Annotated in this window: 18 protein-coding genes; 2 read left to right on the plus strand and 16 right to left on the minus strand. The window is 44.1% G+C overall.

Annotation, left to right across the window (positions count from 1 at the left end):
- Positions 1-227: 227 nt before the first annotated feature.
- The 16 genes from QM738_RS21345 to QM738_RS21420 form a co-directional block, all read right to left on the minus strand.
- Positions 228-1,661, minus strand: a complete 1,434-nt coding sequence (locus QM738_RS21345) for a glycoside hydrolase family 125 protein (protein ID WP_462278788.1) — start codon at positions 1,659-1,661, stop codon at positions 228-230.
- A 26-nt stretch (positions 1,662-1,687) separates the two neighbouring features.
- Positions 1,688-3,976, minus strand: coding sequence for a GH92 family glycosyl hydrolase (locus tag QM738_RS21350; protein ID WP_462278789.1), 2,289 nt, complete (start codon positions 3,974-3,976; stop codon positions 1,688-1,690).
- A gap of 14 nt (positions 3,977-3,990) precedes the next feature.
- Positions 3,991-6,168, minus strand: a complete 2,178-nt coding sequence (locus tag QM738_RS21355; RefSeq protein ID WP_462278790.1) for a glycoside hydrolase family 3 C-terminal domain-containing protein — start codon at positions 6,166-6,168, stop codon at positions 3,991-3,993.
- Positions 6,169-6,188: 20 nt separating this feature from the next.
- Entirely contained in the window at positions 6,189-8,300 is a 2,112-nt protein-coding gene (locus tag QM738_RS21360) for an alpha-L-fucosidase (protein WP_462278791.1), read from the minus strand.
- Positions 8,301-8,322: 22 nt separating this feature from the next.
- A complete protein-coding gene (locus QM738_RS21365) occupies positions 8,323-10,626 on the minus strand; it encodes a family 20 glycosylhydrolase (protein WP_462278792.1) in 2,304 nt (767 codons plus the stop codon).
- A gap of 166 nt (positions 10,627-10,792) precedes the next feature.
- Positions 10,793-11,530, minus strand: coding sequence for a DUF1573 domain-containing protein (locus QM738_RS21370; RefSeq protein ID WP_462278793.1), 738 nt, complete (start codon positions 11,528-11,530; stop codon positions 10,793-10,795).
- A gap of 26 nt (positions 11,531-11,556) precedes the next feature.
- The gene (locus QM738_RS21375) at positions 11,557-12,579 is read right to left on the minus strand and encodes a BT_3987 domain-containing protein (RefSeq protein WP_462278794.1); all 1,023 of its coding nucleotides are present in this window, start codon (positions 12,577-12,579) and stop codon (positions 11,557-11,559) included.
- Positions 12,580-12,613: 34 nt separating this feature from the next.
- Positions 12,614-13,894, minus strand: coding sequence for a BT_3987 domain-containing protein (locus tag QM738_RS21380; protein ID WP_462278795.1), 1,281 nt, complete (start codon positions 13,892-13,894; stop codon positions 12,614-12,616).
- Positions 13,895-13,934: 40 nt separating this feature from the next.
- Positions 13,935-14,777: a glycoside hydrolase family 18 gene (locus QM738_RS21385; protein ID WP_462279383.1), complete on the minus strand. Its 843-nt coding sequence runs from the start codon at positions 14,775-14,777 to the stop codon at positions 13,935-13,937.
- Entirely contained in the window at positions 14,764-14,970 is a 207-nt protein-coding gene (locus QM738_RS21390) for a hypothetical protein (RefSeq protein ID WP_462278796.1), read from the minus strand. Before QM738_RS21390 ends, QM738_RS21385 begins: the two co-directional genes overlap by 14 nt.
- A 30-nt stretch (positions 14,971-15,000) precedes the next feature.
- Entirely contained in the window at positions 15,001-16,635 is a 1,635-nt protein-coding gene (locus QM738_RS21395; RefSeq protein ID WP_462278797.1) for a RagB/SusD family nutrient uptake outer membrane protein, read from the minus strand.
- A 21-nt stretch (positions 16,636-16,656) separates the two neighbouring features.
- Complete coding sequence (locus tag QM738_RS21400; RefSeq protein ID WP_462278798.1) at positions 16,657-19,971, minus strand: SusC/RagA family TonB-linked outer membrane protein; 3,315 nt, start codon at positions 19,969-19,971, stop codon at positions 16,657-16,659.
- 291 nt (positions 19,972-20,262) lie between these two features.
- Positions 20,263-21,465 carry a FecR family protein gene (locus QM738_RS21405; RefSeq protein WP_462278799.1) on the minus strand — a complete coding sequence of 401 codons (1,203 nt, stop codon included), beginning with the start codon at positions 21,463-21,465 and terminating at the stop codon, positions 20,263-20,265.
- 146 nt (positions 21,466-21,611) lie between these two features.
- Positions 21,612-22,055: a sigma-70 family RNA polymerase sigma factor gene (locus tag QM738_RS21410; protein WP_462278800.1), complete on the minus strand. Its 444-nt coding sequence runs from the start codon at positions 22,053-22,055 to the stop codon at positions 21,612-21,614.
- Complete coding sequence (locus tag QM738_RS21415) at positions 22,039-22,179, minus strand: RNA polymerase sigma factor (RefSeq protein WP_462278801.1); 141 nt, start codon at positions 22,177-22,179, stop codon at positions 22,039-22,041. Before QM738_RS21415 ends, QM738_RS21410 begins: the two co-directional genes overlap by 17 nt.
- A 177-nt stretch (positions 22,180-22,356) precedes the next feature.
- Complete coding sequence (locus QM738_RS21420) at positions 22,357-23,181, minus strand: SGNH/GDSL hydrolase family protein (RefSeq protein WP_462278802.1); 825 nt, start codon at positions 23,179-23,181, stop codon at positions 22,357-22,359.
- A gap of 128 nt (positions 23,182-23,309) precedes the next feature.
- Here QM738_RS21420 and ung point away from each other — a divergent pair, with 128 nt between their 5' ends.
- Complete coding sequence (gene ung / locus QM738_RS21425) at positions 23,310-23,993, plus strand: uracil-DNA glycosylase (RefSeq protein ID WP_462278803.1); 684 nt, start codon at positions 23,310-23,312, stop codon at positions 23,991-23,993.
- A 12-nt stretch (positions 23,994-24,005) separates the two neighbouring features.
- Positions 24,006-24,743 carry a lysophospholipid acyltransferase family protein gene (locus QM738_RS21430; RefSeq protein WP_462278804.1) on the plus strand — a complete coding sequence of 246 codons (738 nt, stop codon included), beginning with the start codon at positions 24,006-24,008 and terminating at the stop codon, positions 24,741-24,743.
- The last annotated feature ends 1 nt before the right edge of the window (position 24,744 follow it).

Below are 24,744 nucleotides of genomic sequence, written 5' to 3' on the forward strand. Positions count from 1 at the left end.
GGTTAAGTGCGGGAGCCGTTACGTTGGATGCTCCATGCCGGAAAGCGATCAATGCAACAACTTTATAAAGGACTCAGAGGTTTTTTGTGATGGTGTTATTGCAACAGTAAGTAACTATTACAACACTACAAATGTAAAATAAAATAATCAGCATGCACAAATTTTTATAACCCTGCCTTTATGCATGGTTCTCACGGCTGAGGGCAGGTGATATTTCTTCTATTTTATTATAAGGAATTGAGCAACGCCGGCTTTCGCAAATAAGTTTCCATCACCAGTTCTCCAAAGATCGTGTTGGCCCAGGCAAACCATTTACGGGTAAAGTTCTTTGGATCGCCGGGATCGAATGATTCGTGCATAAAACCTGTTCCGTTGTGCGTGGCTATTAAGGTTTGTAAGCATTTTTTTATCTCTGCATCATCGGTGCTGGTGAGTGCTCTTACAATAATGCCGATCGGCCAGATAAGGTTTAACCCGGTATGCGGACTACCCACACCTTCTGCAATACTACCCTTAAAATAAAATGGATTTTCGGTAGATAACACGAATTTACGGGTGTTCTTATATACGGGGTCTGTTGCTGCAGCGGTACCCAGGTAAGGCATCGATAATAAGGAAGGTACATTGGCATCATCCATCAGGTGATAGCTGCCGAAACCATTGGTCTCGTAAGCGTATATCTTCCCGAATTTGGGATGCGTGGTAGTGGCGTATTGCTGCAGTGCTTTGCTTACTTCGTCGGCTAATGCAGTACACTGGTTTGCAAGTGCCGCATCATGCTGAATACTGTTCAGCATTTCGGCTGCCTGCCGCAATGATTGTACCGCAAAGAAATTAGATGGGACCAGGTAAGAAAATACGGTTGCATCATCACTGGGGCGGAAAGTGGAACATATCAATCCATTGGGCTTTGCAGGATAACCATAGCCTACCAGCGGCACGCCATCAGTGGCCCAGTCCGTTCTGCGTTGAAAATGATAAGGTCCCAGGTTTTCTTTTCGCTGCTGTTCTTTGAATGTTTTTACGATCAAACGGATCGTTTCCTTCCACTGTGCATCAAAGGGCGCTGTATCGCCGGTGAGTCTCCAGTATTGATGCGCCAGCCTGATAGGATAGCAAAGTGAATCTATCTCCCACTTACGTTCATGGATACCCGCTTTCATATCGGTTACATCGGTGGCTTTCCATTCACTTATTTTGCTGCCATCCTTATAAAAAGCATTGGCATAAGGATCGAGCTGTATACATTTTACCTGCCGGTTGATAACACCTGCCACCAACTGCTGCAGTTTTTTATCTTCTTTCATCAACGCCAGGTAAGGCCATACCTGTGCAGTGCTGTCGCGGAGCCACATGGCATCAATATCGCCGGTGATGACGTAAGTGTCGGGACGGCCATGCTGTACAGAAAAGTCAACGGTGGTATCCAGCGTATTGGGAAAACAATTATTGAACAGCCAGGCCAGTTCTTTATTCTTCAGTCCTGATTGCAACCTGTTGATTATGGCTTCCACTGCGTCGCTGCTGAAATGCCGGTCGGCCAGGGCCGGGCGTTTGCTTTCAAAGTCAGGAAAACGGCCGGCAAATACAGTACCGTTCTTTAGCAATAATCCTGTTGTGAGTATGCCGGCGCTTTTTATAAAATGTTTACGGGTTACCATGCTGCTTATTTTTTATAAATGTAAACTTATTCCGGCATTGTGGAATGTGGCCAGCTTTCTTTATTAATTCCCCAGGTGGTGGATGGTGATGCTCCCATGGTGATGGAAAGTTCCCCACCACTGATTATATCTTTATACAATAAATATAATTTCGTGTATGCTGTACCGTTTAATGTTACCGACTGGATATATTTATTGGTTTTGCTGTTGTTTTTTACAGTGATGTGAAATGCTTTGCCATTGTTGAAGTTGAGGGTTGCTTCATCCATTACCGGGCTGCCCAATACAAATACGCCGTTGGATGGATTTACCTGGTATATGCCCAATGACGAGAGTACGTACCAGGCCGACATCTGGCCCACATCTTCGTTGCCGCAAAGGCCGCTGGGTTTATCAAAATAAAGGCTGTCGAGTATATACCTTATTTTATCTGCCGTTTTCCAGGGCTGGCCTGCAAAGCTGTACAGGTAAGCAATATGATGGCTGGGCTCGTTGCCATGTGCATACTGACCGATCAACCCGGTAATATCATTGGAGGCTTCCTTGCCCATATCTCCTTTTACGGTAAACAATGAATCCAGTTTTTCTGTGAATGCTTTTTCTCCTCCCAGTAATGCGATCAATCCTTCCACATCCTGCGGCGCCAGCCAGGTATATTGCCAGGCATTGCCTTCGGAAAAATCATCTTTCATGTGTCTTGTGATAAAAGGACTGAAAGGTGTGCGCCACGCATTTTGCCCTACCCTGCCCCGTACAAATTTTGTAGTGGCATCAAAATAGTTCTTATAGTTCTCCGCTCTTTTACTAAAATATTCATACTCTTCTTTCTTGCCCATGCGCTTTGCCATTTGTGCAATGCCCCAATCGGCTATGGCATATTCCATTCCCATTGATACAGATTCCACCAGGCTGTCGGCGGGTATATAACCCAATTGTTTTACAAAACGCAAGCCTCTTTCATCCTGCATGGCGGTGGCTTTTACTGCTTCCCATGCCAGCGTGGTATCAAAATCGTGGAAGCCTTTCAGGTAAGCATCTGCTATTACCTGTACTGAACTGTAACCCGGCATGCAGTTGGTTTCATTGCCTGCCAGGTGCCAGACGGGTAATTTACCTTGTTGTTGGTATATGGCCAGCATGGAATTGATCATATCACTCACCCGTTCCCGCTGGAACAATGTAAAAAGCGGGTGTGCGGCACGGTAAGTATCCCACAATGAAAAAACGGTGAGGTTGGTAAAAAATGCATTGCGGTGTACTTTTTTATCTGTTCCCAGGTAATCGCCGTTAAAATCATTGAACACACAGGGTGCTATCATGGTATGAAAAAGCGCTGTATAAAAAGTGCGCAGTCGGGCTGTGTCATTACTCACTACTTTTATTTTATTCAGTTCTGTATTCCAGGCTGTATTTGCACTGGCTGCTACTTTTTCAAAATCCCATCCCGGTATTTCTGCATGGATATTTTTAAGCGCATTTTCCATACTTACGGGTGAGATGCCCACTTTAACTTTTACTTTTTCATCTTTAGCAGTTATAAACGATGCAATGGCCATTACTTTTTTAGTATGCACGGAATCTCCCGCTTTTAAAACAGTACTGTCGTATACCGAAAACTCTTTAATGGGTTTAGAAAATACTGCTGTAAAGAAAATGCGTTGATCGGCCGCCCATCCTTTTGAATAACGATAACCGGCAATGGTGGTATCATCCAGTTTCTGAATGAATGCTTCTACCGGTGCATCCCAGCCAATGCCGTTGATGAGATCGAAAATGATCTTTGCACTATCGGATGCAGGGAATGTGTATTGATGAAAACCCACCCTTTCTGTTGCGGTAAGTTCTGCCTTGATATCATAGCGTTTTAAATGCACGGAATAGTAACCAGGTGCTGTTTTTTCTTCATTATGCGAGAACAGGGAATAAAAACCGGAAGATGGTTTTCCCGCAACGCCTCTTTGTAATGAAGGTTTGCCTGTTACGGGCATCAACGAAATATCACCCAGGTCGCCAATACCTGTGCCACTGAGATGCGTATGCGAAAATCCCATGATGGTGGAATCGGAATAATGATAACCCGAACACCAGTCCCAGCCTTCTGAAATATTTACCGGCCCCAGCTGCACCGCACCAAAGGGCACATTGGCGCCCACAAATACATGGCCATGAAACCCGGTGCCGATCATCTGGTCCACATATTGTGTAAGATCAACAGGAGCTGTTAATTGCTGCGCTGCATTTTTATCTGCATTATTATTACAGGCTGTTAATAAAAAAATACAACCTGCAATAAGTTGCAGAGCTGGTTGTAGCATCTTTTTCGGCTTTCTCATTTCATTCCTGGTTTTACTTTGATCACTGCATTCAGTTTAATATCCTGCGAACTGCTGCCAATGGTAATATGGTAATCTCCGGGGTAGAGCATCCATTTTTTTTGCTGCAGGTCCCATTTTTGCAGGTCGGCAACAGGCAAATAAAATTGCACCGTTTGCTCGCCATCTTTATTTACATGTACTCTTTTAAAACCTTTTAATTCCTTCAACGGCATCCTTTCTACAGCGGGATAATTCACATATACCTGTGCCACTTCATCGCCTTCCATTGCACCGGTGTTTTTGATCACTGCAGAAAAGAATAAAGTGTCTTTCAATGTATTTATTTTGCCCGGTTGCTGTTGCCAGCTGTATTGAAAACTGGTGTAGGATAATCCATAACCAAAAGGATATTGCACGGCACCTTCAAAATAGCGATAGGTCCTGCCTTTCATATTGTAATTATCATAAGCCGGCAGATCAGCAAGGGATTTATAAAATGTTACCGGCAAGCGCCCTGCAGGAGATACTTTTCCAAAAATGATATCTGCCAGTGCATTACCACCCTGCTCACCCGGATACCATGCCAGTATGATGGCATCTGCATAAGGCTCAATGGCGGATATATCAATATTACTGCCTGCTGTAACCACCACCACTACCGGTTTATTTTTTTTGCGCAGTTGTTTCAGCATGGCAATATGTGCGGCCGGCAGATCAAGTGTTAATTTATCACCGCCATGTGCAGCGAGGAATGCATCCCCTTCTTCTCCTTCGTATACAGGGGTGAGACCGATCACTGCGATGGTGATATCACTCTCTCCTGCGGCCCATATACCGCCGAAATGCGTGGTGTCGCTGTAATCACTGCCCTGGTCGTATTGTACTGCAATGCCGGGGCCTGCTGCTGCCGTAATGCCTTCTGCAAATGTTACCATATTATCCGACATGCCATGGTAATTGGCTACCAGCGGATCCATGGCACCTGCATTGGCGCCCAGCACCATTATGGCGCCGTATTTATTTTTCTGTAATGGCAATAATCCTTTATCATTTTTCAATAATACCATGCTTTGCTGCGCTGCCTTACGGGAAAGGCTAACCGCTGTTGCTGCATGTACACTGGTGGCATCCAATGATGAGAATGGCACGGCAGTCTTATCATCAAAAAATCCTAATTTAAATTGGGTGCGTAATAAAGTTACAAGGGACGAATCAAGCAATTGTCTAGTGATCAGTTTCCTGTTATAAGCTGCTATCACATTCTTCTGCAACAGGTCCGAACAATCGAGGTTTACGCCTGCTTTTATTGCTGCTGCGGCCACTTCTGCGGGATCATTCATTACTTTATGGTAATCGAGTATATCGTATAAGGCGCCACAATCAGTAACCACGTGGCCTTTAAAGCCCCATTCTTTGTGCAGTATGTTGGTGAGTAAAGTATTGCTGGTGCAGCAGGGTTCGTTATTCAAACGATTGTAAGCGCACATCACCGATTCCACGCCACCATCCACCAGTTTTTTGAATGCGACGAGATATGTTTCCCGCAGGTCTTTTTCATCAACAATAGTATTGAAAGCATGTCGTCCTGCTTCGGGGCCGCTGTGTACTGCAAAATGTTTGGCACAAGCCGCCGCTTTCAAATACAATGGATCGTTACCCTGTATGCCTTTTACAAAAGACAATCCCATGGTGCCGGTGAGAAAAGGATCTTCTCCATAAGTCTCTTGTCCCCTGCCCCATCGTGGATCGCGGAAAATATTAATGTTGGGCGACCAGAATGTTAAGCCCATGTATTGCTGGTGAAACCCCAGTGCTGTGGAGAGATTGTATTTGGCCCTTGCTTCTGTGGAGATTACACCAGCCACTTCTTTCAATAAGCTGTCATTAAAAGTAGCGGCCATGCCGATGGCCTGTGGAAATACGGTAGCCATACCGGCTCTTGCCACGCCATGCAACCCTTCGTTCCACCAGTTATAAGCGGGTATGCCTAACCGTGATACTGCCTGGCTTTTATAACCCAGTAATGCAATTTTCTCTTCCAGCGTAAGCCTGCCGATAAGATCATTGATCCTTGTGGCTAAAGGTAATTTTGCATTCCGGAATGGCAGTGGTTCTTGCCCCATTACAGCATTGTGCAACAGGCAAAAAAAGATCACTGAAAAGATTATACCGTACTTATACTTTTTTTTCATTCCGAAAGTTATTTTTTTTACTATTGAGCGCCTAATTCCGCCACACTGATACCGTTGCCTTCCAGTACATGCGTTACTATGATCTTAAAATATCTTGTGCTGACCGGTTTATCCAGTGCGATCACCTGTTCAAGCGGGTTTGCTTTGATATTGGCAAATTCTCCCGCTGCCACCTGTTGCCATTGTACGCCATCATTGCTTACCTGATAGCTGTACCTGTCTGGTATGCCCGCAATTTTTTTATCCTGGCGTGGAAGAAATGTGAATGCCTTTATGGTTTGCACAGCGCCCATGTCCACCGCTATTTCCTGTGGCAATCCATCATTGGCAGCATCGTTAGTTACGGTGCTGAAAACGGAATGGATATTCTCATCTATTGCTGCAGTGGCATTATTATTTGCAGGACTGATCATTTTCCAGCCTGCTTTTGATATACCGAATTCTTTTACACTGGTCTCGCTTGCCTGGTCATTTGTTTCAAAGCTGCGGGCTTTTATGATACCACCTGTTGGTAATGCAAAAGGATGTGCATAAGCCGTCGATGCCATCGTAGGCGTGGTTCCATCTATTGTATAATGAATGCTGCTTACCGGTGCGATAGTATTGATCTGCACTTCACCATTTTTACTGCGTTCTATTACAGGCGCTGTAAGATGCGCCGGTTCTTTAAACAATCCTATATCGCTTAAAGCAATGCAGGCATTGGCGCCGGTAATGCGCAGGCGTATTTTGGATGCAGTGATATTTTGCGGTAAACGTATCAGCCGGTTGGCGCCAATACTGGTGGCTGTTGCTATTGTTTTCCATTGCTGATCAATAAATGCATCTACGGCAAAGGATGTGATCCGCTGTCCCAGTTTAATATTCTCCCGCAACCTTATTACGTTGAATGTTTTTTCTTTTTTAAGGTCGATCAGTAATTCAGGATTCATCACTTCGTCATCTGTGGCCCAATAAGAATAACGATCGTTATCGGTTAAAAATGCAGTGCCGAATTTTGCTGCATTTTTTGCACGGATATTACTTGGGGTAAATACCGCTCCTTTTGCAAGGTTTACTGCAAATACCTGTTTCAGCAATGCTCCGAATTCTTTTAAGGCCTTTACATCGTTTTCGTGCAACAGTCCTTCGCGGTTGGGGGCAATGCCCACATCCAGGCAGGCGCCGCGGCCAACACTTTTATAATAGAGGTCCAATAAGGTATAAGCAGATTTTGCCTGTTCATCCTGGCTTGCATGATAGAACCAACCTGGTCTTAACGGCACATCACATTCTGCCGGCATCCAGTATTTACCGTTCATGGTTCCTTCGGTGGCCAGCCAGTATTTGCTGTAGCCATTAGCAGGCGCTTTGCCTTCGTCGGGAGCAACGGGTGTATAGGTCGCCCAACAGGTCTCGCCTGCATAACCTTCTTCGTTGCCCACCCAACGCACATCGGGTCCTATATCTCCAAAAATAACAGCGGTGGGCTGCATTTTTCGTGTAATCATAAACGTGCTGTCCCATCCATAATAACTGGTCCGGTCGATCTTTCTTACTTCTTTTGTACCGCCGTAATAACCATCGCCGCCATTGGCGCCATCGTGCCAGGAAATGAATAACGGTCCGTAATTACTGTACAGTTCTTTTAATTGCTGCCGGTAGATCTTCACATAAGCGGCACTCCCATACAATGGATTATTCCTGTCCCATGGCGAACAATACAATCCCAGTTGCATACCCAGTTTATTGCAGGCCAGCTGGTATTCCTTTACCATATCGCCTTTGCCATTTTTAAAAGGGCTTTTGCTGATATTATGTTCCGTGGTTTTGGTAGGCCATAAGCAAAGCCCGTCATGATGTTTTGCCACCACCACAATGCCTTTAAAACCGCCCGCTTTTACGGCGCCCACAATTTGTGTTGCATCGAAATGAACCGGGTTCACTATTGCAGGATCTTCATCACCAAATCCCCATTCTTTATCTGTATAGGTATCCACTCCAAAATGGATAAGGCAATACATTTCCGTTTCGTGCCACTTTAACTGTGCAGCGGTTGGCAGGGCGCCATAAGGTTTTGGCGGCGCCTGCGCCTGTATCTTGTTCACAAGTACCAGTGCTACCAATAATGCAAGTGCTGTTATTCTTTTCATTGCGCCAGATTGATCATTGAATTTATTGCGGATGTTTGAACCATGCAGCCGGTACCGGTTTCGGTGCTTCCCCGTTTTTGCTGTACCGTAATTGCAATGTATATCCACCCCCGCCTTCTACAAAATCCAGTTTAAAGGCATGCAAACCTTTTTGCAATATCACCTGTCCATTTTTTTCTTTGGGTGCGTGCATGCCATCGTTGTTCACCACTTCCCTGCCGGCGATATTTAAAATACCTCCATCATCGCAGGTAAGGTAAAAGCTATAAGTGCTTTCTTCCGGCACATCAATATAACCACGGTATTGCAGCCCGAATGCCGGCGCCTCCGCTTCTTTGGGCACCAGTATGTTCTCGACAATCGTTGAACCCTGTGGGGTTGTTTCTTTAGCAAGCAGGGCCGCACTTGCAAAACTAGCTTTTATCCAGTTACAGGTCAAGCCATCTTTTACAATTGAAACAACCGGTTGCGCAGGCTGCTGTTGTACATATTGCACATCGTACACATCTCCACGTGTGCCGTCCGTTTTAAATACCGCCAGCCGCACCAGCGATGTCTTTTTGATCTGCAGGGGCTGGGTTAACACACTGGAACGCACATTGGGTAATGTGCTATCCAGCGTGTACCTGATCACCGTGTTGTATAATGGCCTTTCAACTTTTAGTGTAGCCTTTTCCGTGAAGGCGTATTGTTCCATTAGCGGAAGATCGGGTAAACGGTATTTCGCCTCCAGCAGGTCCAGCCTTGCATATTGCTGTTGCAACCTTTGTAAAAATGCGGCGTAATTATGATCGCTGCTCCACAGGTTTTCAGCCAGGGCCTGCATCCTCGGCATCATGATATAATCTGCACGGGCTTCGGATGGTATTTGTTCTGCCCACATATTGGCCTGTGCGCCCATTATATTTTTTTCATCAGGTTGATTCAATCCTGCAGGCACAGGGTTATAATTGTATACAGCAGCCAAAGAATTTTTATCAGGTTGCTCATTAAAATATAAAGGATTACCTGGTGTCATGATAACGGCGTTGCCGTTACGGGCTGCTATTAACGGCGCCTGCGGCACCCAGGTTCTCCAATACATTATTGCGGCTGTTTTGCTTACGCCTCCTTCCAGTATCTCATCCCAACCGATCAGTTTGCGGCCTTTGCTGTTGAAGAACTGTTCCATCTGCCGGATAAAATAACTTTGCAATTCGGCCGTGCTTTTCAGCCCTTCTTTCTGCATCAATGTTTTGCATTCCGGGGATGCTTCCCAAAATTTACGGTCCACTTCGTCTCCCCCGATATGTATGTATTCGCCGGGAAATATATCCATGATCTCGGTATACACATCTTTCGCAAATGCAAAAGTGGTGGGCAGGCAGGGACAAACGGGAATTGAAAATAATTCGCCGAATGCGCTGGTGCCATCGCAGCTTAAATATTTATAGCTATTGATGGCTGCCATCATGTGGCCGGGCATATCAATTTCAGGAACAATGTCGATATGCCTTGCTGCTGCATAAGCAACGATATCTTTCATTTGCTGCTGCGTGTAAAAGCCGCCGTACATTGTTTTACCGTTGCGCTGTACAATATGTTTCTTGTCGATCTCAAAATCAGGATTGTCTTTTGCCTTCAGCATGCAGGCAGAATCCTGGTTATTAAAACTGCGCCAGGCGCCTTCTTCAGTCAATAATGGGTATTTTTTTATTTCTATGCGCCAGCCCTGGTCATCAGTAAGGTGCAGGTGAAATTTATTGAACTTGTAGAGTGTCATCAGGTCCAGCATTTTTTTCAAATAGTCTATGGAAAAAAAATGACGGGATACATCGAGGTGCATTCCCCGCCATGCAAAAGCGGGAGCATCATTGATATCAAGTGATGGCAGTGATAAAGAAGTGGAAAAATGTTTATTATTTTTTTCTGTCGCAACCGGCAACAATTGTCTTACAGTTTGTATAGCCCTGAACATACCTGTTGCAGTTGCCGCACTGATGGTGATATGCTGATTGGTAATGTGCAGTTGGTAACCTTCCGGCGCAGTAACAGCCGGATCCTGTACAAGATTAATGGCCAGGCCGGCAGACCGAGTAGTGATCTTTAATGGCTTGCCAAAATAATTGGTAAAAAAAAAGTTGAGGATATTGACCTCATTCTTAAAACAGTCATTGGCAGGCGCCACTATCACTGTTGCAGGTGTGATAATACAATTGCCTTTACCTTCTGTTAGAGTTGTTGGGTAAGGTATTAAGGGATACTTGTTGGCGTTATGCTGCGCCTCTATAGAATTAATAAGCAACAGGCATAAAACGCCAACAGCAGTGATCCTCTTTTTTTTCATGCAAAAACTAATGTTACCCGTACTGGTTTAATATTATCTGGCTATACCTTTTTCTTTAAAAATGCAGCAGGCTTTTGACGGATCGTGTTCCGCATCGGCCTACTGCTAAACGTGGATTGCTGCTAAATCCAACCAAACTATCTTTACGCCAGCTTACCTGCATGGCTTATTTTCCGTACAATATCTTTACCTGCAATGTTTCACTTAACTGCTTATTGTTTACATAGGGATAAAGTGTGAACAGCACATCATCTTTGCTCTCCTTTGGCATTGTATAAGCAACCGTCATCACTCCTTTTCCTTTAGCGGCTATGGTACCGGGATTTTTAAATACCAATCCTGTTCTTTTATCTTTCATCAAAAAATTTAAGGTCATCGGTTTATTGGTATTGTTGGCGTAATGCAGTTCCATCTGCCTTGTTTCGCCAGGCTTTAAATAACCGAAGGCCATTACTTTCAACCGCATGTATAGCCCATTACCATAGTTATAAGGATAGTCTTCCTCTATTGGATGCTCAGCAGGAATAATTTTGCCCTGCACCCATATACGGCTGAATTCCTTACGATCGTTACTGTACACCACCAGTTCCTTCGAAAAGAAACCCGATTTATATTCCGGGTTAAAAGTGATCGTTACTTTTCCTTTACCACCCGGCTTCACGGGTTCTTTGGTGATCACATTCCCGATACAACCACAGGCGCTGAAAACATCTGTAACCACTACCGGCGTTTTACCTGCATTGCGAAAAGTAAACACGTGCGATACTTTTCCATTCTTTTCCATGATGGTACCAAAATCATGTATGCGCTCTTCAAATACCACACTGTTCGAAATTGTTTGCGCATACAATGAGCCGATGAAAATAAATTTTACCGCCAGGATAATGATACAGCACTTCTTCATCGGGTTATTTTTAAATACCGGCACTTTTAATTCGCATACGCATCAAACTCCACCACCCTGTAATTCTGTGTATTGGTAGATGTGGCATAATACAGCTTAAGCCTTACATATTTTGCCGGGATAGCTTTATAAAACAATATGTAATTATAGCTGGATGCATACGTAAGGTTTGCTTTTAAAGGCGAACCGATAAGATCATAAGTAATACCATCGGTACTGAGATATACATCCACCTGTGTAGGAACATAAGTAGCTGAAGTGGCAGTGTATAAACGGATACCTGTAATATTCTGCACGGTCTGCATATTTACATCCAGTGTACCGGGAGATGCTGACCATCTTGAATAGGTGGTAGTCGATCCATCAAATATGCTTCCGGTAGTGGTCAATGCAGGATCAAATGCAGAAGTCCATGCAGTACGTGTTGGCAATATAGCGCCGATCACATCTGCAGTAGTGGCGAGGTATTTGATCCTTCTTTGTTCTACATTTATTACGATGTAAGCGATCCTGGTATTGGTGGTGATCTCGCCCGCTGCTGCAGATAAGCTGGTTAATTTAATGGGCGCCATATACGCAGTTAAAGTAAGTAAACCCAGCTTGGTAGCGTCTACCGGTACAGTGATGGAATCACTGGATGTGCTGGAACCTTTGCTCATATGTGCAACCAATCCTGTAGTGGTTAAAATACCGGCAGGAAAAACTGCATACTTGGTATTGTGTGATGCATTGTATGCTGCTACTAATGTTGTATCCAGCTCGGCATTAATGGTAACATCCATACTGATAGCCCTGGATGCATATACCGGGAATTTGATGGCAGCAGGAACAGTGGTGGATAAGTTGACCACGCCACTTCCTGCAACATTAGGAATATTCACTGCCGCATAGCTGATGGAATTATCCGGCATATTGGCAAATGTGGGATTGTTGTCTACAAAGAATTTGGTGGTGGGATCGCCTACCACATCAAATGAGTCGCTTTTTTTACAGGAGAAAAATGCAACCGCCAGTGCAAGGCATCCTGTGAAGTATTTTATTTTTAACATGTTTTGCAGTTTAATTTTAGGATTACAATTCCGGTTATTGGCTACACTTGTTCAATATGTCATTTGTCCATGTAACGTAAGCAGATTTATCTACAGCAACCAAAGTGCCGCTGCCTGCATTATCCCAATATACTTTGGTCCAGTCCAGGTCGTATTTAGCACCTGCGCTTGATGAGTTCTTGAACTTCGTTCCAGAACCTTCATTGAATTTCCAGTAAGCCACTAACCCATCAGCATTAGGATCGGCGCCGCAAAGGTTCAGTTTTATTTCACTGGCAGTTAATGCACGGCTCCATACACGGCATTCCGCGATACGGCCGTTTACATACTGTTTGGTATCATAACCACCCCAGTTCTGCCCCAGGTTCAGTCTTGACAATGGCAATACCATTGAGCCGGATACTTCCGCTGCTTTAACACCATCAACGTACATGGACATTTTACTGCCATCATACGATAAAGAAATGGTGTACCATTGATTGGCATTGAAATTATAGGCGAAGGCACTACCCAATGAGCCGATCAATTGCAATGAATTACTGGGGTTACCCAACTCTGCATAACGTAAACCGATACTCTTGTCTTCGGTGTAACTGCTCCAGCTGATCAATGTCTGTATAGGCTGAGGATTGGTATTACCATCACCGGTTCTGTAAGCGTAAATAAGATTTTTTATTTCGAGTGTAAAATTGGCCAGCTGTACAGGATTGGTGGCATCCAGGATAGCAGTAGCGTTAAAACGGCCACGTGTACCCGGTGTTCCTGTAGTACCGGCATTGGAATTATTCATGGATAATGCAGGGAAGCTGATCACCCTTGCCACCCTTAAGAAAATGGTCCTGGATGATTCAAGCACGCTTATATCGCTGCTGCCACCACTGAATGATGTGATCGTAATTGGTATAAGATAAGAACGGCCATCTACCAATGGAGCGGTAGACAGCATTTTTACACTTACAGATGATGAAACAGAAGAACCGGCTTTGATCACCGTTTCCACATTGGTTACTTCAACAGCAGATGCAGGCACGCCGAAGTAAGTAGTGTTGTGCGCTTTGTTAAAAGCAGTAACAGCACCGGTATCCAGCGCAAAGTTAACTTTGATATCTGTTGGCGCTTTGATAGTAGAAGTTGCCGATACCAGGTAAGTGGCAGGCGTATTCTCAACAGAAAATTTTACGATCGGGTATGATTCTGTACCGGTAATAAGAATAACGGGTTGACCAAAATCATTTTTCTTTTTACAACCGGTAGACAGCAGTAATACTGCAGCGATTGTTGTAAAAAATGGTGCCAGGAATATTTTTGTCTTCATTTTATAATTTTTAATAGTATTATTAAAGTGATCTGAAATATTATTTAGCTGCAGGGTTTACAATCTGGATCGACCGCCTTACATTATAGTATGGAACGCCTGTTGCTGAATAATAATCCCTGTCAAAATAAAATGCGCCGAAGCCTGCTTTTTTACCCTGCGTAGGATTCCATCTTGCCATCCCTTCCATGGAATACATTTGTGTACCATCGGTGGTTAATGTATTACCATTTGCTTCGGTGAATGGTGTTCCCCCATTGGCAGAAAAATCACCAAAGTTTTCCTGTACAATGAATTTGCCCGGGGGAATTGCCGCGGCAACTGAATTATAATAACTCTGCAGGTTAGTGGCATTCTGCACGCCGCCTGTACCTTGTGAATAAGCTTGTTTTACATAATAGTTTACAAGCGGCCCCACAGCAGCCGGTGGTAATGAAGAGTAATAATCCACTACCAGTAATTTATCAGGATACTTTCCTGTTGGCCCGAACGACTGGGCAATGTATTTTACCAGTATGGTGAAATTGTTCGAAGTGGTCCATACACCTTGTGATGGTTCGTAATCAATATCCACACCGTCGATATTATTGTTGATCACCTGGTCAATGATATACTGCCCGTATTGTGTAATAGTGGCACTGTCTTTTATTTTCACCGTATCGCCTTTTGCAGTTACAAACTGCGATATATTACTGGCATCCTGGTGCGATACAAAGCGGGTGCCTTTTTTCTGCTGGCAGAACTGCATATCGGCAAGCGCCAACGGCTGCCAGTCTTTTGTAGGGATACCCATCCATAAGTTCACAATATCAACACTATCCGGCAGCCCCAGGATACGTTCTCCCCACGAAGGAGATTCTTTGTTACCACTAGCGCCCTGTATAGGAGCATACGCTGCATAAAAGCCATAGAAAAGCGTGTGATTCTGTTTTTTTGTACGCCCTTAAATTGGAATAGTATTGCTCATCGTATGTATAAGGCTTCTGAATTTCCAAAGCCTCCGCATCTTTTTTGCAGCTTGCCAGTATCATTACTGATACAACCAGTGCTACAACGGCAATCAAATGTTTTTTCATAACAGTTATGTTTATGTTGTTTCTAATTGATTATTTTTTGTCCCACCATAATTTAATACCACCGCCATCAGGTCCGCCCAATGCCGCAACACCGCTCTGCACACCTGTTCTGTTATTATTATACTCCGATTGCGGGTATGGGATACGGCGCACCTGCGTGGCTGTATTGATGGTACCGTTACTATTGTTATTGACTACGGGGAATAATTTAGGATAAGTAGTACGGCGGAATTCAGCCCATCCTTCCGGACCATCGGGATACATAGCGATCCATTTTTGTGTGATGATCCTTTCCAGGTTGGTCTCAAAAACATCTGCCGCATTCCAGGCTATTTTAATGGTGCTTTGTGCAGCAATATTGTTGCCGGATTGACCACTGTTATCAGTAAATGAAGCCGGTACTGCAGTCGCATTTGCCGCATAGGTCGCTGCATCAGTTGCCTGCAATCCGTTTTCTACAAATGAAGCGCTGATACCTGAGTTATAAAAATTTTGTGCTGTGCCACCCATGTTCCATCCACGTAAAGCGCCTTCTGCACGCAGGAAGTACGATTCAGCAGCCGTCATCCATACGATCTGTGTGCTGCTGGTGTTCATATTAAAGCTGGATATCTTGGTGCCTGTATACGGCGTCCAGGTTGTGGTGAGTATACCCTGGCGTACGCCATGATAGTTACCATCATCTGCCTTGGTAAAATATACTGCACGGCGTGGATCAGCATAACCATTCAAATAAGAATCCATGGAAGCGCTCATACGGGCTTCACCGGCATTGAAAGAATAAGCGATCTCGTATAACGGGTGGTAGTACACTAAGTTGGCAGAATGCTGTAAAGCTGCCCTGTCATTGGCGCTGGTAATAAAACCAATGGGATTGGCAGCTGATTTTTCTGCTTCGGTCTGTGCTAGTGCCGCATTGGCATAAACGATACGCATTGCTAAACGAAGGCGCAATGTATTCGCAAATTTTACCCAGTTGGCCACATTGCCGCCGTAAATAAAATCATAGTCCTTTAATACAGTGGCAGCAGGATTGGATTGGGTATACTGTGTAAGTACATTGATAGCTGAATCCAGTTCAGTTAAAAACTTGGTATACACATCCTGCAAGGAACTGTAGTTATTTTGTAATGTACCACTGCCGTAATTGTTATAAGGTATGGGTCCGTAGGCATCCGCAACGCGGTGCATACCTTCAACTTTTACAATCGTGGCTATTGCCGCCACCTGGGGCAGGTTTTGATCGGCAGCAATTTTGGTGATGGATTGCCATGCCGGCATCACTGATGCAAAACCGGAAGTAAAGGTCCTTTCTATCCAGCCGGTGATAAAGTAATAAGCGCCGTTGTGCACACCGCCATACCATGTACCGGTTGGTGCAATATAACCAGAGTATACATCGCTGGTAAGGCCCTGTGCCACCTGGTAATCGCTGGTAAGGTTGGTACCGTCTTTAAACAAAACCACGTTGCGCTGCATCTGCGAGAAGAAGGCGCCCGTTTTAAGGTTATCTGTTGCCAGCATATCCTCGGTAGCTTCGTTCTGGTTGGTATTGTATTTATCGAAGTTTTTGGTGCAGGATGCAATTACAGCTATCAGCACTACACTGATGCCAACCATTTTTGCCCAAAAAATTAGTTCATCTTTTTTCATAATAATTTTCATAATGATTATTTATTGAGATTATCAGAAATTAACTTTTACAGAAAATCCTATTGAACGAAGGCTCGGCATCATGAAATAGTCGATACCCTGGTAATAGGTTTGCGTGTTGGAAGTAAGTTCCGGGTCAAATGGCGCAGTATTGTACAGGAAGAACAGGTTGCGGCCCACCAATGAAACATTGGCGCTTTTTACAAATTTCACCCATCTTTTTACAGGGATATCATACCCTAAAGAAACTTCGCCCAGGCGTACATTGGTAGCACTGTAGCAGTACATAGATGCAATACCGCCCGAAGCGCCGGCACCCACCACCTGGTAGTATTCTTTTGCAGGTACCCGTTTGCCGTTTACAAGAGCGCCGCCGTTATCCCTTGCATCTGCCGATGCCTGTGATATACCGAACGCATCCATGATGGCCTGCGTATTGGATACAACGATACCGCCTACACGAGCCGTGAATAAGAAGCTCAGCCCGATGCCCTTCCATTTAAGGTCGTTACCCCATCCCAGGTTGTATTTAGGATTGTTATTACCTGCATAAACAAATTTATTAGGTTCAGCCACCACAGTTTTAGAACCCGGGTCCACATAAATAGCACCGTGTTCATCCACTCTCAAAGTATTTACATAGATATCTCCCATTGATCCGCCTTCTTTCAGCATCATTTTATAGCTACCCGTTCCACTCATATCCAGTTCATGTAAGGATATCACTTCACCGGTGATAGGATTGGTCCAGCCCGGCAGCAATTCCACTATCTTGTTCACGTTCAAAGAATAGTTGGCAAATGTGCTCCAGTTAAAGTTGCCGAATTTGCGGGTATACCTTAATGAAGCCTCAATACCTTTATTATCCACACGGCCTGCGTTTACGATTACACTGGTGTAACCGGATGCAGATGAAAGTGTAGGTGTAAAGAACTGGTTGTACGTACGGGATGAATATACCGTTGCATCCAGTTTCAATGCGCCGTTAAAGAAAGCTGCATTCAGACCCGCTTCCCACGATTTGGTCAGCTCTGCTTTAAGATCAGGATTCGGCAACCTGGTTTGTGTTACAGGGTAGCCGCCAGTAAGCGAATAAGTAGGTATGGTCAGGAATACATCCGGTTCGTTACCCACTTCAGAATAAGATGCACGTACTTTTAAATACGATAATTTATTGGACTTGATATGCAACAGGTCGCTCAGCACTGCGGATAGACCTGCAGATGGATAGAAGAATGATTTATCACCGCCTGACTGCGCCAGTGTGGAAGCCCAGTCGTTACGTGCAGTTGCATCCAGGTACACCATATTGCGGAAGGCAAGTTGTGCACTGGCAAAAGCTGATTGCTTTTGTTTATGATAACCCGTCTGCGACATTTCGGAAGTAGACTTATTTACATTGCTGTAAGTGTACAGGTTGGCAACGCCTTGTAATTTTCCACCGTACATGTACTGGTTGTACACGATATCTTCAATAGAGCCGCCCAGGTTGGCAGTTAAGTTGAAGTCCCTGTTTATTTTTTTATTGATGTTGGCCAATGCATCTGCATATATCTGGCGGGTATCCAGGGAGTTTAATGAGTAATAACCATTGTTGGATGCAAATAATGTATTGGTGGATGCAGCAAATTTTTTCTCATCCTTTTCATCGTCCTTATCTAATTTAACACGGCCTGATAAATTGATCCAGCTGGCAAGATTGTATTTCAGCGACATGGTGGTCATGTAGCGTTCTTTTTTATTTTCAAAAAGATCACGCTGTGTAACCCAGTAAGGGTTCTGCATCAATAAACCGTTATCGCCATAAGGCCAGAACTGGGTCATCAGGTTTCGCGAAGGATCATATCTTTCATACGCTTTTACCCGGTCAAAATTATCGCCTGCTGGAAACAGGTAGATAGCGATCAGCGGGTTAAAATACTGCCCCTGCGATATCATGTTCTTTTCCTTCACCAGGCCCGCCATAAACGCAAGGTCCAGGTTCAGTTTTCCGCCGGCCAGTACAGCAGTATTGCGTGCTGTAAAGTTGGAACGGTTATAATCGTTGTTAGGAATAATGCCATAAGAAGTAACATTACCTACGGATACATAAGTCTGGTTTTTATCATTACCTGTAGAAAGTGTAAGACCTGTGGTAGAGTTTACGCCGGTCTCAAAAAAATCAGCAGGTTTATAATCAGAAGGTGTTACCAGCTTATCGCCCCAGCTGTAATAACTGCCCACTTCTGTCTGGCCATACGTATTCTGGAATTTAGGCAGCAGTAATGGGTTCGAGTACGTGGTACCGTTAGATATGGATACACTGGTTTTATCTTTCTGTCCTTTTTTAGTGGTGATCAGTATCACACCATTGGCGGCAGCACTGCCATACAATGCAGCTGCAGAAGGTCCGCTCAAGATGGACACAGTTTCAATATCATCCGGGTTAAGATTGGAAACAAAATCACCGGTCTGTCCGGCGCCGGAAAAAATATCTGCGGCCTGGCCACGGATGGTATTCGGCATCGGGATACCATCTATCACATACAAGGCATTATTGTTGCCGTTAATAGATTTTAAACCACGCATCACCACACGGGATGAACTGCCAGCGCCTGCAGAAGAAGCATTGATGGTAGCACCTGCGATCTTACCGTTTAGGCTGTTCACAAAACTACCGTCATTTACTTTGGTGATATCTTCTGTTTTCAGTTCCTGTACATTATAAGTAAGTGATTTGCTTTTTTTGGAAATGCCCAATGCAGTAACCACGATAGTTTCTGCTTCGGCTATCGCTTTTTGCAGCACTACGTCTACAGTGGTACGTGAACCAACCGGTTGCTCCACGGTAGCAAAACCGATATAAGAGAACACGAGTACCTGTCCCGGTTCCACATTAATGGTGAATTTTCCTGAGGCATCAGTAGAAGTACCGGTCTTAGTGCCTTTTACCACGATCGATACACCCTGTAACGGCGCACCGTCTGCACCCGTTACCCTGCCCGTAACTTCTTTGCGCAGGTCCTGTTTTACAGCAGGTTGCTGGTTACCACCCGCAGGAGGATTGGCAGTTGCCGCTTTTTCTTTAATAAAGATCGATCTGTTGGTGATCTCGTAGCTGATGGGCTGCCCCTGGAAAGCAAGATCCAGGAAAGTAGCCAATGGCATGTCTTTCACAGAAAGCGACACCGGTTTAATGTCTTTCAGCAAGCTTTTGTTGGCAAAAAAAGTAAAGCCGGTTTGTTTTTCCACTGCATCAAACACTTTGGTAAGTGTTACATTCCTGCCGGAAAAAGTGACCGTTTGCGCAGCAGTTTTTGCATTTGCATTCAGCAAAGCGCACAGCATAAAAAAGATGATCAGCTTCATAATACGCAGCGTTTTAGTTGAGAACCGCAACGGCTGTAATCCCGGTTTTTCAAGCCACTTAAAAGGAATCACCATGGACTGAAAAACCACAGCATTGCGATCAGAAATAGCAGTTTTTGGCATAACTTCACATTGGTTTTGTTTCTAAAATGTAGTTTTTAACCGAACTCAAAATTTTGAATGGAGCAAAACTTTCCGGAATTTTTCCGGCTTGCCGCCAGGATCGCGACTCCAGGGCGGCATTTTTTTGCGCACTCAATTATGATTATCTTCTCTTAAAAGATCCTGTTATCAGGGCAGTACCACTACCCTCTTACCCTGCTCCAGCCTGAAGTGTACTTTCGATACTTCCAGGCCATGCAGTACAGCGGATAAGCTCAACGTTCTGCTTAACTTACCCACAAATTCAAATTGCGGAACACCTTTTTCATACACCACTTCAATATTATACCAGCGTTCCAGCTGGCGCATCACATCTTCCAGCGAAGCATCCTGGAAATTGAACACACCATTCTTCCAGGCCATTACTTTTTCAACATCCACATCTTTTATTACTTTAATATCGTTTTTCACCTGTGCCTGTTCGCCCGGTTTAATGATGATACCTTTATTTATACCTGCAACGGGTTGTGTTACTTTTACTGAACCCTGCAGCAACGTAACTTTTACATTGGCTTCATTTTCGTAAGCATTTACATTGAACTCCGTACCCAGGTCGGTGATCTCCGTTTGGCCATAGCTGACTTTAAAAGGCATCGCATCATTATGCACCACTTCAAAATAGGCTTCACCGGTAATGGCCACTTTTCTTTCTTTGCCTGCAAATGCAACAGGGTATGTAAGCGACGAACCGGCATTGAGCCATACGCGGCTGCCATCTGCCAGTATCATATCCACCACTTTACTTCCCCTGGGATTGGTGAGCGTATTATATTGTATATCCCCGGTAGCTTTTTGCGCCGCACTGTACACGATCTGGCCATTGGCATTCTTTACCAGGTTCACGCCGCCCTGCGTGGCAAATGTTCCGTTGTTGATGCTGTCAAGCGGTAATACCCTGCCATCCGCCAAAGTGATCATAGCCCTTGCAGCAGGGGCGCTGATATCGGTCACAGGTGTTTTTTTTGCAGGAACTTCGGCTATGCTTTCCCATTGTGCAGGTTTATTTTTAAGCAGCATATAACCGCCCACTGAAACGAGCAGCAAAACTGCCGCTGCAGCAGCCACCCGCTTCCAGATGGAATAGCTTTTGACTGTTTCGGTTGCCGCAACAGGCGCTTCGGCAGAAAGAATAGCATGAAGGAGCGCTTCCCTTTTATGGATAGGCATCATTTCATCTCCATGTTCTTCTTCCCAGCTTTGTTGTAATAATTCTTTTACTTTTCCTTCCCATTGGGGAGAAAGCAATAGCATGGCAAGCTCCTGCTTTTCAGCCTCCGTAATGGTTTTGGCTACATGTTTTGCAAACAGGTCCTGCAATTTTGCTTCAGGCATTGGTAATTGTTTTGGTGCAGAAAAATGATAAGAATTTCATAAAACAAGCATAACAGTTAAGCAATATCCTTTTGTGAGACACAGCAAAACCAAAAAGGTAGTAGATGAAAACAAAAAAAAATCAGGAGGGGTAATTAAAGCCCGTTTCAGGACAGGCTGAGCGATAAAATAACGCAGAGTGCCACGGCTTTTGAACCGTAAGTCTCCGTGATTTCCTTGCGTAAATGATTGAGGGCATCGGTAAGGTGCCTTTTTACCGTAAAGATGGAAATGCCCAGGCGTTTGGCAATATCTTCCTGTTTAAGCCCTTCTTCGCGGCTCATTTTGAATACTTCTTTTTGCTGGGGTGTTAGTTTACCTACTGCATTGTGGATCAGTTGCAGCACTTCTTTCCGTACCAGCTTATCGTCGGGGTTGCCCGATTCCGGTACGGTAGCTTTATCCAGCTCTGTGGTCAACAACGTACGCTTGGCCAGGCTGCGCAAACCATTGAAAGCCGTATTCTGCGCCATTTTAAATAAATAGGCATTCAACTGCTGAATTTCCTTTAAACGGTCACGGTGCAGCCATAGTTTAAGAAAATACATCATGCACGGTATCCTCCGCCATTTCGCTGGATTCGGTGATGCGGAGTATGAAACTGTATAATTTAGGATGGTAAGTATTGAACAATTGCCTGAAGGCAAGCTCACTTCCTTCGGATACTTGTATCAACAGTTCACGTTCATTATATAACGGCTTCTCAGGCAATAGCAGGTTGGTTGTATTTTGGTAAATCGGATTAAAAATATAGAAAATGTAACAAACACAAAAGAATTATTCGTTAACGTACATGCAATTATGCCGGACGGCAGCCTGATATTATATTTTTCAACAGGATGTAGTACTATATTAATATTTTTTCATGATCCTGATAAGCATTTTGGCAATGATCTCATAGCCTTTGTCTGAGGGATGCAGGCCATCATAAGTAACATCGATCGCATCCAAAGGATATGGATATTCATCCGTTTCCGGGTTAAAAGGAATATTGGTATAGGCAGGGTAAGTATAGTTGGTATACGCCCCCGTTTGCGGATCTTTTAACCGTTTGTATTTTACCAGTTGTTCCACTTCCATCCCTTTTTTATGGTACAGGTCTGCACATTTAAAATGTTCAAAGTCTGCAATACTATCCACCGCATTGGCAAACTGTTCCAGGCTTTGTCCATCTTTTTCTTTATAAGAACCATAAGCATTGTTCTTGGGATTATTGATATACACAAAATCCGAACGCTGCATAGGCGTTATCAAAATAATTTTTGCATCGGGATTAAGGCTGCGCAGTTTATTGATGATAATGCGGAATGCGCCATACAAAGTGCCACTGCCGGTATTATTTTGGTAATCAGCAAAACTGCCCAGTTTATTGGAATGCCACCAGTCGTTGGTACCTAAAAAAACAGAATATACATCTGCTTTCACCAATCCCAGTTTTTCAATATTATCTGCAATGCGGCTGGCCGTCCAGCCATTATGTCCCTGGTTGATAAAATGAATATTGCCGAGTTTATCCGTAACACGGGTCATGTAACCTTTGGTAATGCGGTTGCCCGTTTCATTGGCATGGTCGTTCAGGTAAGTGATAGAATCACCAATGGCCACCCAGGTAATATTTTTTTTGGCAAAGGAAGAAATGATCAGCACAAGGGCTGATAATACCACCAGTTTTTTCATACTGCAATTGTATTAGATAAAGTTGATCTGTAAATTAAGTAAAAAATCATGGTTATAAAATACCAGCTGGCCGGTTAAAACGCATTTATATTTCACAGCTTTTGTATTTTTATGCAAATCTGTAATGAATGGATGTAAAAATTGAAGCTTCCTGGGCGGCTGTTTTAAAGAACGAATTCACCAAACCGTACTTTGAACAGATCGTTACTTTTTTAAAAACAGAAAAGGCTGCGGGCAAAACTATTTACCCGCCCGGTCCGCTCATCTTTAATGCATTCAATCAAACGCCTTTCAATAAAGTAAAAGTGGTCATCATCGGGCAGGATCCTTACCATGGTCCCGGCCAGGCGCACGGATTAAGTTTTTCAGTGCCCAATGGTATCAAGCCGCCGCCATCGCTGGTGAATATTTTTAAAGAGATACAAAAAGATATTGGTGTGGCCATGCCCCTGCAATATGGTAATCTTACCCGCTGGGCCGAACAGGGCGTGCTGTTACTCAATGCGGCTTTAACGGTAAGGGCTAATGAACCATTCAGTCATGCCAATTTTGGCTGGGCCGATTTTACCAATGCGGTTATTCAAAAAATATCCGACGAAAGAACAGGCATCGTTTTTTTATTATGGGGCAAATTTGCGCAGGAAAAACAAAACCTGATAGACGAGACCAAACATTTTGTTTTAAAAGCGGCACACCCCTCGCCTTTTTCGGCGGATAAAGGTTTTTTTGGCTGCAAACATTTTTCAAAAACCAATGAGCTGCTGGTAAAAGAAGGCCTTGCTCCTATCGATTGGAAATTATTAACTCCCTGATTTAGTGTATCCATGAACGTTATAAAAAATATTTTTGCAAGGTTGTGGGCTTTATGGGGCATTATTAGTTTTATTGCCACTTTCCTCCTCATTTTCATTCCTTCAATGGTCTCTTATTTAATAAAAGGGATCAAAGGCCAGGATTATTTTATAAAAGTGTCCCGCTTCTGGATGAACATCTGGCTGCCGCTGGTGGGCTGCCCGGTAAAAGTAAAAGGCAAACAAAATTTTATACCCGGCAGGAATTATATCGTGGTATTCAATCACAATACGTTGCTGGATGTGCCCTTATCAGCGCCCTATGTACCCGGACCCAATAAGACCATCGCCAAAGCATCTTTTGCCAAAGTGCCTTTATTCGGCTGGTTCTATCGTAAAGGCTCTATATTGGTTGACAGGAAAAATGAAAAAAGCCGTATACAGAGTTATGAAGCCATGAAGCAGGTACTTGCAGAAGGTATGCACATGAGCATTTATCCTGAAGGCACCCGCAACAGAACAGCCGAGCCGCTAAAACCATTTTACGATGGCGCTTTTAAATTATCTACCGATACACAAAAAGAGATCATTCCCTGCATCATCACCGGCACCAAAAAAGCCATGCCGGTAAACAAATTCTTTTACCTGTTGCCTGTTCCTTTAACAATGGAATTCCTGCCGGCCATATCTCCCGCCAATATTCCCGTTAAGGAATTAAAAGAAAAAGTATTTATAGTAATGAAGGAACAATACCTGCGCTCATTGCAATGAT

Origin of the sequence: Ferruginibacter sp., from assembly GCF_049840995.1 — a bacterium.
GTDB lineage: Bacteria > Bacteroidota > Bacteroidia > Chitinophagales > Chitinophagaceae > Ferruginibacter.